The 13,121-nt window shown below is 68.8% G+C and carries 10 protein-coding genes; 7 read left to right on the top strand and 3 right to left on the bottom strand.

Annotation, left to right across the window (positions count from 1 at the left end; genetic code table 11):
* Positions 1 to 85: 85 nt before the first annotated feature.
* Positions 86 to 457, bottom strand: a complete 372-nt coding sequence (locus tag KBW98_RS17320) for a DUF2946 domain-containing protein (RefSeq protein ID WP_229429253.1) — start codon at positions 455 to 457, stop codon at positions 86 to 88.
* A gap of 240 nt (positions 458 to 697) precedes the next feature.
* Between KBW98_RS17320 and KBW98_RS17315 the strand changes: the two genes are divergently transcribed.
* The 4 genes from KBW98_RS17315 to KBW98_RS23975 all read left to right on the top strand — a co-directional run bounded on the left by KBW98_RS17315 (position 698) and on the right by KBW98_RS23975 (position 5,813).
* On the top strand, positions 698 to 2,305 hold the full coding sequence (locus KBW98_RS17315) for an ABC-F family ATP-binding cassette domain-containing protein (RefSeq protein ID WP_211521406.1): 1,608 nt from the start codon (positions 698 to 700) through the stop codon (positions 2,303 to 2,305).
* Positions 2,306 to 2,344: 39 nt separating this feature from the next.
* Positions 2,345 to 3,388 carry a lipopolysaccharide heptosyltransferase II gene (gene waaF, locus KBW98_RS17310; protein ID WP_211521405.1) on the top strand — a complete coding sequence of 348 codons (1,044 nt, stop codon included), beginning with the start codon at positions 2,345 to 2,347 and terminating at the stop codon, positions 3,386 to 3,388.
* Between the two features lie 12 nt (positions 3,389 to 3,400).
* Positions 3,401 to 4,414 carry an ADP-glyceromanno-heptose 6-epimerase gene (gene rfaD, locus KBW98_RS17305; RefSeq protein ID WP_211521404.1) on the top strand — a complete coding sequence of 338 codons (1,014 nt, stop codon included), beginning with the start codon at positions 3,401 to 3,403 and terminating at the stop codon, positions 4,412 to 4,414.
* A 253-nt stretch (positions 4,415 to 4,667) separates the two neighbouring features.
* Positions 4,668 to 5,813, top strand: a complete 1,146-nt coding sequence (locus KBW98_RS23975; protein ID WP_211521403.1) for a sensor histidine kinase — start codon at positions 4,668 to 4,670, stop codon at positions 5,811 to 5,813.
* A 10-nt stretch (positions 5,814 to 5,823) separates the two neighbouring features.
* Here KBW98_RS23975 and KBW98_RS17295 read toward each other — a convergent pair whose 3' ends face one another.
* Positions 5,824 to 6,231, bottom strand: a complete 408-nt coding sequence (locus KBW98_RS17295; protein ID WP_211521402.1) for a putative quinol monooxygenase — start codon at positions 6,229 to 6,231, stop codon at positions 5,824 to 5,826.
* Positions 6,232 to 6,360: 129 nt separating this feature from the next.
* On the opposite strand from KBW98_RS17295, the gene KBW98_RS17290 reads away from it, so the two are divergent.
* On the top strand, positions 6,361 to 7,992 hold the full coding sequence (locus KBW98_RS17290) for a M28 family peptidase (protein WP_211521401.1): 1,632 nt from the start codon (positions 6,361 to 6,363) through the stop codon (positions 7,990 to 7,992).
* On the opposite strand, the gene KBW98_RS17285 is transcribed toward KBW98_RS17290, so the two are convergent.
* The gene (locus tag KBW98_RS17285) at positions 7,993 to 10,581 is read right to left on the bottom strand and encodes an ATP-binding protein (protein ID WP_373888965.1); all 2,589 of its coding nucleotides are present in this window, start codon (positions 10,579 to 10,581) and stop codon (positions 7,993 to 7,995) included.
* Positions 10,582 to 10,856: 275 nt separating this feature from the next.
* Here KBW98_RS17285 and KBW98_RS17280 point away from each other — a divergent pair, with 275 nt between their 5' ends.
* Complete coding sequence (locus KBW98_RS17280) at positions 10,857 to 11,336, top strand: chemotaxis protein CheW (protein ID WP_211521400.1); 480 nt, start codon at positions 10,857 to 10,859, stop codon at positions 11,334 to 11,336.
* A gap of 20 nt (positions 11,337 to 11,356) precedes the next feature.
* On the top strand, positions 11,357 to 13,042 hold the full coding sequence (locus tag KBW98_RS17275; protein ID WP_211521399.1) for a methyl-accepting chemotaxis protein: 1,686 nt from the start codon (positions 11,357 to 11,359) through the stop codon (positions 13,040 to 13,042).
* Positions 13,043 to 13,121 lie beyond the last annotated feature (79 nt).

The raw sequence follows: 13,121 nt of genomic DNA, 5'->3' as shown, positions 1-13,121 counted from the left end.
CCGGCGATGCGGCTGCCGGCGGATGTGCGATGGCGCGTCCACGCGCGGGCAAGCCTGCCGGCGCGGCGAACACGAACGGTGACGGTCAGGAACGAAGGAGGGGCGGTCCGCGCGACTGCAGCGGCGACCACGCGAACTGCGGCGCGGGCGCGTGGTAGAACAGCGGAGGATGGGTGTCGCGCGCCGCGTCAAGCGCGGGCAGGGAGCCCGGCTGGGGCGGTGGCGCGAAGGGCAGGTGATGCTGCGGGCAGCACAGGTCGCAATGCGTCATGTCCTGCACGGCCTTGCCCGCGTCTTCCAGCCCGCCGTCCACGACCATGAGCATGCTCTTGGTCCCCATGGCGCTGCAAATCTCGAGCACGACGGTGCGCGGCTGGTCGGCGCCGACGGCATGGGCCGCGACGGGCATGAACAGCCCGAACAGGAACGCGGCGAGGGCGGCCCATCCGTAAGGCAAGCGGTATTTGCGCAGGCTGTGCATGCCGAAATTATAAGCCTGTGTGCGCCGCCGCGCGCACGGGTGGACAATCTGTCCAACTTGGGGGACAGGTTCGACATCGTCCACTTGCTCTGCTACCATCGCGTTCAGTTCACCGAGGAGATTTCGTCCGATGCGCCATTGATGCCGCCGTCTGCTGACGGCCCTTCTTCGCCTTCCCGCACAGCAGGGAAGTCCGCCGGCATTCCTGGAGCATCCATGACGCAATCTTTCCTCGCGCTCGACAGCGCATCTTTCATCTTGCCGGACGGCCGGATCCTGTTTTCCAGTCTCACCGAACAATTCGACACCCGCCGCACCGGCCTGGTCGGGCGCAATGGCGCCGGCAAGACCGTGCTGGCGCGCATGCTGGCGGGCGAGCTGGAACCGAGCGCCGGACGCTGCCTGCGTCCCGCCTCGCTGTATTACCTGGCCCAGCATGCCGGCCAGGACGGCGCCGCCACGGTGGCGGAACTGGCCGGCGCCGGGCCGGTCCTGGCGGCGCTGGAACGCATCGAAGCCGGCGGCACGGCGCCCTCCGACTTCGAGACCGTGGGCGATGCGTGGGACATCCGCCAGCGCCTGGCCCAGGAGCTGGAGCGCGCCGGCCTGGCGGGACTGGCCCTCGGCACGCCGGCGGCGGCGCTCAGCGGCGGAGAGGCGATGCGGGTGGCCCTGGCCGGGGCCGCGCTGCGCGACCCCGATTTCCTGATCCTGGACGAACCCAGCAACCACCTGGACCGGGCCGGCCGCGAGGCGCTCGCGCGGCAGCTGCTGGCCTGGCGCAAGGGCTTGCTGGTGATCAGCCACGACCGCGAACTGCTGGGCATCATGGAACGCATCGTCGAACTTTCCGGGCAGGGTTTGCGCAGCTACGGCGGCAATTTCGCCTTCTACGAGGAAGTGCGGCGCCAGGAGCAGGACGGCGCCGCGCGCCAGCTGGAGCAGGCGCGCCTGGCCCTGCGGCGCGACGAACATGAAAGGCGCGACCAGCGCGAGCGCCAGGCGCGGCGCGAGGCGCGCGGCAAGCGCGAAGGCAAGACCGCCAACCAGGCCGCGATCCTGCTGGGCGGACGCAAGGAGCGCAGCGAAGGCAGCGCCGGCCGGCTGCGCCTGCAGCACGAGGCCGCGCGCGAAGAAGGGACGCGGGCGGTGCGCGAGGCCGCGGAGCGCCTGCGCGAGGACGCGGCGGTGCGCATCCACGCCGTGGCTGATGCGGCGCCGGCCCAGCGCCGCGTCGCTTCGCTCGAGGACGTCGTGCTGCCTTTCGCGCGGGCGCCGCTGGACCGCATCAGCCTGAGCTTGGGCGGGCGCCAGCGCATCGGCATCGAAGGCCCCAACGGCTGCGGCAAGTCGACCCTGCTGAAGGTGCTGGGCGGCGCCCTGGCCCCGCTTGCGGGCCGGGCCAGCCTGCCGGCGCGGGTGGCCTGGCTCGACCAGCGGCTGGGCAGCCTGGATCCGGATCGCTCGACCCTGCAGCAGCTGCTGGAGCGCAACCGCCGCGTGGGGCAGGACATGCTGCGCACCTGGCTGGTCCAGCTCGGGCTGGACGCCCAGGCGGTGCAGCGGCCGTCCGGCCTGCTCAGCGGCGGCGAGCGCCTGAAGGCGGCGCTGGCTTGCGAGCTGTATGCGGACGAGCCGCCCGAGCTGCTGCTGCTCGACGAACCCGGCAACCACCTCGACCTGGCTTCGCTGGCGGCGCTGGAGACCATGCTGAACGGCTACCAGGGCGCGCTGGCCGTGGTGTCCCACGACAGCGTGTTCCTGGAACGGGTGAACCTGACGCACCGGCTGCGGGCCACGCCCGAGGGCTGGCGATTGCTATAATCCCGGGTTACGAACCTTCTAGAACGACGAAGAACGACGATGTTGCGCACCCTTGTCATTTCCCCCAACTGGATCGGCGACGCCGTGATGGCGCAGCCGCTGCTGCGCCGGCTCAAGGAGCGCCACCCCGAGCGCCCGATCGACGTGCTGGCGCCCACCTGGGTGGCCCCGGTATGGCAGGCCATGCGCGAGGTCGACACCGTGCTGGAGGCGCCTTTCAAGCACGGCAAGCTGCAGCTGGCCGAGCGCCGCGCCTTCGCCAGGATGCTCAAGGCGCGCGGCTATGCCGATTCCTACGTGCTGCCGAACACCCTGAAGTTCGCCCTGATTCCCTGGCTGGCCGGCATCCCGAAGCGGGTCGGCTACAAGGGCGAGATGCGCTACGGCCTGGTCAACGTGATGCACCACGACGACAAGGACGCGCCGCGCCCCATGGCCCAGTTCTACGCCGCGCTGGCGGACGAGCCGGTGCGCCATCTGCCGCGTCCCGACAGGCTGCCCGAGCCCGTGATGCGGGTGGACGAAGCCCAGGCGCTGGCCGCCTCGGTGCGCCTGGAGCTGCCGGCCGGTCCCTACGTGGTGTTTGCCCCGGGCGCCGAATTCGGCCCGGCCAAGCGCTGGCCCTCGTCCTATTTCGCCGAGCTGGCCCAGACCATCCGCGCCCAGCGCCCGGACGTGGGTATCCTCCTGATGGGCTCTTCGAAGGACCGCGCGGTATGCGACGAGATCACGGCCATCGTGCCGGAGGCGTGCAACCTGGCCGGTTCCACTTCGCTGAGCGAGGCGATCGCCCTGATCTCGCGCGCGGCCGCCGTGGTGACCAACGATTCGGGCCTGATGCACATCGGCGCCGCGCTCGGCCGCCCGGTGGTGGCGATCTATGGCCCGACCGACCCGCGCCACACGCCGCCGCTGTCCGAGCTGGCCAAGGTGCTGTGGCTGCACATCGAATGCTCCCCCTGCCAGCAGCGCGAGTGCCCGCTGGGGCACCAGAACTGCATGAAGCAGATTTCGCCGGCCGCCGTGTGGCAGCCGCTGCAACCCATGCTCGCCGCCAGCGCTGCCGGCGTGACGCATTCTTAAAGAGGACCCACCATGATTCTGGTTACAGGCGCAGCAGGCTTCATCGGCGCGAACCTGGTGCACGCGCTGTCGAAGCGCCAGCCGTTTTCCGTCTTCGGCGTCGACAACATGTCGCGCCCGGAGAAGTTCCACAACATCGTCGACGCCGAGATCGCGGACTACCTCGACAAGGAAGACTTCATCACCCGCCTGCGCGCCGGCCAGTTCGACCGCAAGTTCACCGCCGTCCTGCACCAGGGCGCCTGCTCCAACACCATGGAGATGGACGGCCGCTACATGATGTCGAACAACTACGAGTACACCATCGAGCTGTTCGAATTCTGCCAGCGCCAGAACATCCCCTTCATCTACGCCTCGTCGGCGGCGGTGTACGGCGGCGGCACCGTGTTCAAGGAAGAGCGCGCGCACGAGCGCCCGCTGAACGTCTACGGCTATTCGAAATTCCTGTTCGACCAGTACGTGCGCCGCCACTGGCTGGGCCGCAGCCGCGGCAAGGACACCGGCCCGCAGGTGGTCGGCCTGCGCTACTTCAACGTCTACGGTCCACTGGAAGGCCACAAGGGCACGATGGCCTCGGTGCCTTTCCACCAGTTCCACCAGTTCCAGAAAGAGGGCAAGGTCAAGCTGTTCGGCGCCAACGAGGGCTACGAGGCCGGTACCCAGATGCGCGACTTCATCTACGTGGAAGACGTGGTCAAGGTGAACCTGTTCTTCCTCGACCACGCGGAAAAGCGCGGCATCTTCAACCTGGGCACGGGCCGTGCGCAACCCTTCAACGACCTGGCGGTGGCCACGGTCAACGCGCTCGCGAACGAGGGCGGGGCGCCGATGGCGCTGGGCGAGATCGTCGACAAGGGGTTGCTGGAGTACCTGCCGTTCCCCGACAAGCTGAAAGGGAAGTACCAGAGCTTTACCCAGGCGGATATCTCGGCGCTGCGGGAGGTGGGGTATGCGGAGCCGTTCACCGATGTGGCGAACGGGGTGGCGAAGTACATGGAGTGGCTGAGGACGCAGCCGGTGCGCTGATCATCGTGCGGGCCGCCTTCGGGCGGCTTTTTACTTTGGTGGTGTGCTTGCAAACTTGGGCGGAACAATGCCACTGGCATTGTTCCGCCCAAGTTTGCATGCACACCCACAGCCGCCCGCTTCCACCAGCAACCTTGCACATAAGCACAACCAACCTCATCCGCACCCCACGCAGTCACGCGCCGCGCCCTTGAGCCCTGATGTAGACTCTGCTCACATTCGTTGTTCATTTCCTAACTACGGAACCCGCCGCGTGATTGCCAACCTGACCGGACACCTGTCGCCAGACCAGCAAGACCTGTCGCCCGCCACGAAGGCGATGCTGGCCTTGCGCACGCAGATCCTCGCGGTCTGGATGGCAAACGTGCGCAGCACGGTGCGGCAGGCGCGCAAGCTGCCGGTGCCGATCCTGGAAAACACGGTTCCCGCCTATTTCGACACGCTGGCGGCGCTGCTCACCCCCGGCTACGCGGCGCGCGCGCACAACGACCTGGGCGCGGTGGCCAGCGAACATGGGGGCGAGCGCGCCCGGATGACCGAATACGACGCCACCGACGTCATCCACGAGCTGCAGATCTTCCGCGACACCTTGTTCGCGGAACTGGAGAAGGGCTGCGTCACGCTCACGGCCGAGGAACGCAGCATACTCATCGCCAGCATCGACGCCACCATCCGCGAAAGCGCGAATTCCTTCGCCGTCGTGCAGGCCGCGCTGCGCGAGCAATACGTGGCCTCGGTCGCGCACGACCTGCGCACGCCGCTGTCGACCGCGCAGATGGCGGCCCAGATGATCGAGCATTTGTCCGGCGACGAGGCGGTCAAGCGCTACGCCGGCAAGATCGTCGCCAGCACCCAGCGCATCGACGTCATGACCCGCGAAATGCTGGACCGGATCTCCTTCTCCAAGACCGGACCCTTCCCGCTGCACATCGCCCAGGTCGACATGGCCGACCTGGCGCGCGAGGTGGCGCACTATGCCCAGAGCTTCCATTCGGTGGAACTGGATCTCGAAGTCGACCCTGTCACCGGCTGGTGGTGCCGCGAATCGATGCAGCGCGCCATCGAGAACATGGTGAACAATGCGATCAAGTACGGCGCGCGCGAGGAACCGATCCGCCTCGGCGTGACGACCACCATCGAGCGCGTGCAGGTGCTGGTGCATAACAAGGGCGCGCCGATCGCGCCCGAGGACAGCGAGAGCATCTTCCAGCTGTTCCGGCGCGCCGGCAACCACGATGCGGGCGAAGGCTGGGGCGTGGGACTGTCCTATGTGCGGCGCGTGGCCGAGGCCCACGGCGGCAGCGTGCTGATGTCCAGCTCCCAGGAGGAGGGGACCAGCTTCGTCATCGACGTCCCCACCGATGCGCGTCCCTTCGCGGGCGCGCCGACCGCTGCCTGAGGATCTGCTTTCAGGCGCTGCGCTTGCCCATCAGGCCCTGGCCGCCCACCGGTTCGGTCTCGAAGCGCTCGCCGAAGCCGGCGATCAGCGGGCGTCCCTTGGCGATCGCCGCCTGCACCGAAGGCAGCGAAAGCGAGGCCTTGTGGCTCTCGCGGCTGTCCCAGGTCTCGGTGATCCACAGCGCGTCCGCATCCTGCAGGTCCTTGGCCACGACATAGCCCAGGCAGCCCGGCATGGCGGCCGTGCCTTCGAGGAGGATGGCGATGAGGGCGTCGCGCTGGCCCGGCTGGGCGCGCATTTTTCCGATCAGTCCGTACATGCGTGAGGATTCCTTGGTGGCGGGAGTGGCGGCAGCGGCATGCGCCGCCAGCGGCAGGCTGGCCAGCGCGGCCACCGCGCTGCGTCGGGAAACGGCCATGGCGCGTCCTTGATGAACAGTTAAGAATGAAGGCAGTATAGGACGCCGCGCGCGCGCAGCCAAGACTTGGCGTAAACATATGCACGCTGGGGTAAGATGCCCTTTTGACGACTCTTTGCGAACCCTGCGATGCGACTCCGTTCTTCCGCCCTGGCCCTCAGCGCCGCCTTCCTCACCCATTCCGCCCACGCGCAGCAGCCGGCCCCGAAGGTGTCGGAAGCGGCCTTGCGCGCCCACCTGTCCTTCCTGGCCGACGACCTGTTCGAAGGCCGCGGCACCGGCCAGCGCGGCGGCGACCTGGCGGTGCGCTACCTGGAGACCCAGGCCGCGCTGATCGGCCTGAAGCCGATTCCTGGCGGCGGCTACCGCCAGCCGGTCAGGATCGAAGGCACCCGCCTGCTGCCGGGCAGCAGCGTCAGCTTCCAGGCCGGCGGCAAGCGCCTCGCCCCGGAGCCCGGCAAGGGCATCGTGTTCGGCACCGCCAGCGGCAAGACCGCGCTGGCCTTCGACGCGCCCCTGGTCTTCGTCGGCTACGGCGTCGTCGCCGACGAGGAGAAGTGGAACGACTACAAGGGGCAGGACATGAAGGGCAAGATCCTGGTCATGATGGTCAACGACCCGCAGCCGACAAGCGAGGAGCCGAACCGCTTCGCCGGCAAGGCCTACACCTGGTACGGCCGCTGGCTGTACAAGTTCGAGGAAGCGGTGCGCCAGGGCGCAGCCGGGGCGCTGCTGATCCACACCCTGCCGTCGTCCTCCTATCCATGGAGCGTGCCGGCCAACGGCTTCTCGCACGAACGCTTCCACCTGGCCGGCGCCGGCAACCCGGTCGAGGGCTGGCTGCACGAGGACACGGCGCGCGAACTGCTCGCGGCCGGCGGGCATGACCTGGACCAGCTGCGCGCCCAGGCCGAGCGGCGCGACTTCCGCCCGGTCGACCTGAAGATCGCCGCCCGCGTCGAACTCAAGTCCGCGGTGCGCCAGGTCGAACAGTTCAACGTGGTCGGCATCGTGCCCGGCACCGATCCCAAGCTCAAGGAGCAGGCCGTGGTGTATTCCTCGCACTGGGACCACTTGGGCATGGACGAGGGCGCGGCCGCCGAAGGCAAGAAGGACCGCATCTATAACGGCGCCATCGACAACGCCTCCGGCACGGCGGCGCTGCTGGCGATGGCCGCCGAGGCGGTCAGGAAGCCCACCCGCCGCACCCAGGTCTTCCTGTGGCCGGCGGCCGAGGAGCAGGGCCTGCTGGGCAGCGCCGCCTACGTCAGGAACCCGGTGGTGCCGCTGGCGCAGACCGCGGCCGACCTGAACCTGGACAGCCTGAACTTCGTCGGCCGCACCAGGGACATCGGCGTCGCCGGCGCCGAGCGCAGCAGCCTGTACGACACGGCGGGGGCGGTGGCCAGGCAGATGGGCCTGAAGCTGGCGCCCACCATCCCGGACCTGTCGGGCGCCTACTTCCGCGCCGACCATTTCAACTTCGCCAAGGCGGGTGTGCCGGCCTTTAACGTCGGGTCGGCCGTGTTCTCGGGCGACGGCCACTTCGAGTTCGAGCACGGCCAGGACGCGTCCAGCCAGAAGATGGTCGGCTTCAAGCAGCACTACCACCAGATCAGCGACGAGTACCGGCCGGACTGGGACCTGTCGGGCATGGTGCAGCAAGCCCAGTTCACGCTCAACCTCGGCTACGCCGTGGCCAACGCGCCATCCATGCCCACCTGGAAGAAGGGCGACGCCTTCAGCCGGGTGAAACGCTAGTCACACCTCGAGGGCGCCGCTGGCCGCGGCCTGTTCCAGGATGCGGCCCAGGCTGGCCATGTCCACCGGCTTGACCAGGTGGTGGTCGAAGCCGGCCGCCGCGCTGGCGCGCCGGTCCTGCTCCTGGCCGTAGCCGGTCACGGCGACCAGCAGCGCGCCCCGGGTGCGCGGGTCGGCGCGCAGGCGGCGCGCCAGTTCGTGGCCGTCGATGTCGGGCAGGCCGATGTCTAGCAGGCACACGTCCGGCCCGAAGCCGGGCGCGCGCTCCAGGGCCGCGGGCGACGCATTCTCCACCAGCACCTCGTGGCCATGGGCGGCCACGTACATCGCCAGGACCTCGGCCGCGTCCTGGTTGTCGTCGACCACCATCACCTTGAGGCGGCGCGCGTTGGACGCGGCGTCCGGCGCATCGTCCTGGCGCGGGCCGGCGCGCTCGGCGCAGCGCGGCAGGGTGACGGTGAAGCTGCTGCCCAGGCCCGTGCCGTGGCTCGCCACCGCGACCTGTCCGCCGTGCAGCTGCACCAGGCTGCGCACCAGGGCCAGGCCGATGCCCAGCCCGCCCAGGGCGCGGTCGGGCGTGTGCTCGCCCTGCACGAACATGTCGAAGGCGCGTTCCAGTTCGGCGGGCGCCATGCCGATGCCGTTGTCGCTCACGCGCAGCCTGACCGAATCCGGGCCGGCCTCCAGCTCGGCCTCGATATGCCCGCCGTCGGCGGTGAACTTGACCGCGTTGTGCAGCAGGTTGCCGGCCACCTGCACCAGGCGCTTGCGGTCGCCCATCACATACGCGGGCGCGGGCAGCAGCCGCACCTCCAGCCGGTGGCCCTTGCGGCGCACGGATTCCTGGACCTGCTCGGCGGCGTCGGCCAGCACCTCGTTGATGTCGAGCCGCTGCTTGGCCAGCACGACCAGGCCGCGGGTGACGCGCGAGACGTCCAGCAGGTCGTCCACCAGCCCGGCCATGTGGCGCGCCTGGCGCGCGATGATGGCGCTGATCTGCTTGATGCGCGCCGGGTCGAGGCGGTCCTGGCCCAGCAGCTGGGCGCCGGAGGCGATCGGCGCCAGCGGATTGCGCAGCTCGTGCGCCAGCATGGCCAGGAATTCGTTCTTGCGCTGGTCGGCCTGGCGCAGGGCTTCCTCGGCCTTGGCTCGCTCCGTGACGTCCTGCAGGGTGCCGCGCAGCGCGCCCACGCGCCCGTCCGGGCCGGCGATGCTCTCGCAGCGCCAGTCGATCCAGATGCGCCGGCCGTCGGCGTGGTTGACCTCCAGCTCCAGGCGTCCGCTGCCGCCGGTGCGCGCGAGGTCCTGGCGCAGGCGCTCGATGCGCAGCCAGGATTCCTCCGGCAGCAGGGTGCCGCGCTGTCCGGGGAAGGGCGGGACAGCCCGTCCGAAGATGAACGGCACCGAATCCGAGGTCTCGATGGCGCCGCTCTCCAGGTCCCAGTGCCAGGTGCCGAAGCGGGCCAGCACATGCGACTCGCGCAGCTCGCGTTCCTTGGCCGCCAGCGCCCGGGCGCGCTCGGCCAGCAGCTGCGAGGCGGTACCGATCGCCTCGGCCACCTCCGCCACCTCGGCCACCCTGCACATGCCCGCGGCGCGGTTGAAAGGCGCCGGTTCGCCCTTGCCGAGGGCGATCGCGCCGGCCCGCAGTCCGTTGACCGAATGCGCCAGGCGTCCCCCGATGCGCCAGGCCAGCCACAGGCCGATGGCGAACAGCAGCGCCAGGCCCCCGAGCAGCAGCGCCAGCGGTTCCAGCAGCGACTGGATCAGGAAGGTGCGCGGCACGCCCACCGCCACGCCCCAGCCGGTCGGTTCCGAGCGCGCATAGAAGGTAAGCACGTCGACGCCTTCCTGGGTGGTGCCGTAGAACACCCCCTCGCGCGAGCGCTGGATGTCCTTGCGCAGGCTTTCAGTCACGGGTACGCCGATAAAGCGCGCCGCATTGACATTGCGGCCGAAGATCACACCCCGGGTGTCGAACAGCGACGCCACCGCGCCCTCCGGAACCGACTTCGGGGTCAGGACGTCCTCGAAATAGTCGGCGCGAAGGCCGATGCTCAGCACATACCCGGTGGCGCCGCGCACCAGCACCGGCACGTCGATGCTGACGGTCGGCTGGCCGCGCACGGCGCCCTTGAACACATCGGACACCGACGGTTTGCCGGTCGCGAACACCTTGTCGATCTGGGGCGAATGATCGAGCGGCAGCGCGATGCCATAATCGACGGCGGTATTCATGAGCTGTTGCCCGCTCCGGTCGCGCAGCACCGCGTTCATGCCCGCGCCGCTCAGGGCCAGCGCCTCGCGCGCTTGGCTGTGTGCGCGCGCCAGATCGCCGTCCTCGAAGGCGTCGACGGTGGACAGGGTCTGGGCGATGGCCTGACCCCGCAACAGCTTGCTTTCGACGGTGTGCACCAGTGCGCGCACCGTCTGCATGGTGTTTCTCTCGAACTGGGCGCGCGCCTTCTGGTACTGGTGGACGAACAGCAGCGAGGCGCCCACGATCCCCGGCAGCAGGGTGGCCAGGACCAGCCATAGCAGGTAGGCCCGCAGCGGCCTGCGGGGGAGCGGAGCATCGGAGCCGGTCACATTCTCATCCGGGAGGCACTGAACGGGGAGATTCTACGTGCAATCGGACAATCGGCTGTTTCATTAGGTGGGCGGCTTGCCAGGATGGCCACGGATGGGCTTGCATCCTTGCGCCGCGCCGGCTCGACCGTTGCGGGCGCGCCATACGGCCAGGAGAAAAAAAGGAATATTTCACCTGCCTTTCCATTCCGCCATCGATTCCGCGGCCGCTTCGCCGTAATGTATCTTGCCTAGTAACAAGACGTTACATTTCGCAGTTCACAGTCGGAGCAAACATGGAATCGGTCAAGTCGGCGGAAGAGCAGGAAGTCCTCTCGTTCCGCCTTGGAAAAGAAGAGTACGCCATCAGCATCCTCAAGGTGCAGGAAATCCGCGGCTATGAGGCGCCAACCCGGGTGGCCAGCGCGCCGGCCCACCTGAAAGGCATCATCAACCTGCGCGGCTCGATCGTGCCCATCGTCGACATGCGCATCAAGTTCAGCCTGGGCGAGCCGTCCTACGACTCGTTCACGGTCGTGATCATCCTGAACATCGCCCAGCACGTGATCGGCATGGTGGTCGACAGCGTGTCCGACGTGGTCACCCTCAGCGACGACCAGATCCGCCCGGCGCCCGACATGGGCGCGAGCGCCGAGTCCAACTGCGTATGCGGCCTGGGCACGGTGGGCGAGCGCATGCTGATCCTGCTCGACATCGACAAGCTGATGCAATCCGACGAACTGGGCCTGGTGGCGGCGCTGCCGCACGCGGCCTGAACAACAAAGAAAGAGATACCATGAACCTCGCCAACCTGAAGATCGGCAAACGCCTGGCCCTGGGCTTCGGCATCGTCGGCGCCATGCTGGTCGCGATGATCGTCCTGAGCAATGCCATGCTCGACCGCGTCAACGACGGCACCAACGAGATCGTCAACCAGCGCATGCCGAAGATCGAAGCGGCCGGCCACATGCAAGAGGCCATCAACGATATCGCCATCGCGATCAGCAACATGCTGCTGACCGACGACCCGGCCGACCGCGCCAAACTGGTCGACGAGGTCATGACCCACCGCCGCACCGTGAACCAGATCATCGCCGAGCTGGACAAGTCGCTGGTCAGCCTGCGCGGCAAGGAATTGCTGGCGCAGATGAAGACCGAGACGGCCGCTTACGTGGCTGGCCAGGATCGCCTGATCAGGCTGATCAACATGGACGAGCAGGACGCCGCGCGCTCCCTGATGAAGAGCCAGCTGCGTCCGGTGCAGGATCGCCTCAAGAAGGCCACCGCCGACCAGACCGCGCTGCAGAAGAAGATCGCCCTCGACGCCGCCGCCGTGGCCGACGCGACCTACTACAGCACCACCATCCTGATGTGGTCGTTGGGCGCCGCGGCGCTGGCGCTGGCCGCCGCCGTCGCCTGGTGGATCACGCGTTCGATCACCCGTCCGGTGGCGAAGGCGCTGGAAGTGGCCCGCACCGTCGCCGCGGGCGACCTGAGCAGCCACATCGACGTCACCACGCGCGACGAGACCGGCCAGCTGCTGCAAGCGCTCAAGGACATGAACGAGAACCTGGCGCGCACCGTCGGCACAGTCCGCACCGGCACCGACACCATCGCCGTCGCCGCGGCCCAAGTGGCGGCCGGCAGCCAGGACCTGTCCTCGCGCACCGAACAGCAGGCGAGCGCGCTGGAAGAAACGGCCTCCTCGATGGAAGAGCTGACCTCGACCGTCAAGCAGAACGCCGACAATGCGCGCCAGGCCAATGTGCTGGCCGAGGCGGCGTCGAACGTCGCCGCGCGCGGCGGCGACGTGATCGGCCAGGTGGTCGGCACCATGGGCGAGATCAACGCCTCGGCCGGCAAGATCGGCGACATCATCGGCGTCATCGACGGCATCGCCTTCCAGACCAACATCCTGGCGCTGAATGCGGCCGTGGAAGCGGCGCGCGCCGGCGAGCAGGGCCGCGGCTTCGCGGTGGTGGCGAGCGAGGTGCGCAACCTGGCGCAGCGTTCGGCCAACGCGGCCAAGGAAATCAAGGCCCTGATCGGCGAATCGACCGACAAGGTGGCCAGCGGCAGCAAGCTGGTGGCCGAAGCCGGCGCCACGATGCAGGAGATCGTCGAGAGCGTGCGCCGCGTGACGGACATCATGTCCGAGATCACCGCCGCCAGCCAGGAACAGACAGCCGGTATCGAGCAGATCAACCAGGCGGTGGCGCAGATGGACGAGGGCACGCAGCAGAACGCGGCCCTGGTGGAGGAAGCCGCCGCCGCGTCGAGCCAGATGCGGGAGCAGGCCGCGATGCTGGCGAAGGCGGTCGCGGTGTTCCGCACCGGCGCCGAACCGGCGGCTCCGGTGGCCGTGCAGGCGCCGGCGCTGCCGGCCGCCAAGCCGCAAGCCAAACCCGCGCCGGCGCGTCCGGCGATCGCCAGGCCGAAGGCCAAGGCGGCCGTGTCGACGGAAGGCTGGGAAGAGTTCTAAAGCGTAGGGGGGGGGGGGGCGGCCCCCCCCCCCCCCGGGGGGGGGCCCCCAAAAAAAACCACCCCCCCGGGGGGGGGGG

The organism is Massilia sp. ST3 (assembly GCF_018119405.1).
In the GTDB taxonomy this organism is placed as follows: Bacteria; Pseudomonadota; Gammaproteobacteria; order Burkholderiales; family Burkholderiaceae_D; genus Telluria.
The sequence above is the reverse complement of the archived record's forward strand: the minus strand, read 5'-3'. Positions and strand labels throughout refer to the sequence as shown.

What these genes read in the sequence shown, in the direction of transcription:
- KBW98_RS17290 (WP_211521401.1), top strand. Translation starts at nt 6,361, where the DNA reads ATGCGACTCCGTTCTTCCGCCCTGGCCCTCAGCGCCGCCTTCCTCACC.
- waaF (WP_211521405.1), top strand. Translation starts at nt 2,345, where the DNA reads ATGTTGCGCACCCTTGTCATTTCCCCCAACTGGATCGGCGACGCCGTG.
- KBW98_RS17315 (WP_211521406.1), top strand. Translation starts at nt 698, where the DNA reads ATGACGCAATCTTTCCTCGCGCTCGACAGCGCATCTTTCATCTTGCCG.
- KBW98_RS17295 (WP_211521402.1), bottom strand. Translation starts at nt 6,231, where the DNA reads ATGGCCGTTTCCCGACGCAGCGCGGTGGCCGCGCTGGCCAGCCTGCCG.
- rfaD (WP_211521404.1), top strand. Translation starts at nt 3,401, where the DNA reads ATGATTCTGGTTACAGGCGCAGCAGGCTTCATCGGCGCGAACCTGGTG.
- KBW98_RS17275 (WP_211521399.1), top strand. Translation starts at nt 11,357, where the DNA reads ATGAACCTCGCCAACCTGAAGATCGGCAAACGCCTGGCCCTGGGCTTC.
- KBW98_RS17280 (WP_211521400.1), top strand. Translation starts at nt 10,857, where the DNA reads ATGGAATCGGTCAAGTCGGCGGAAGAGCAGGAAGTCCTCTCGTTCCGC.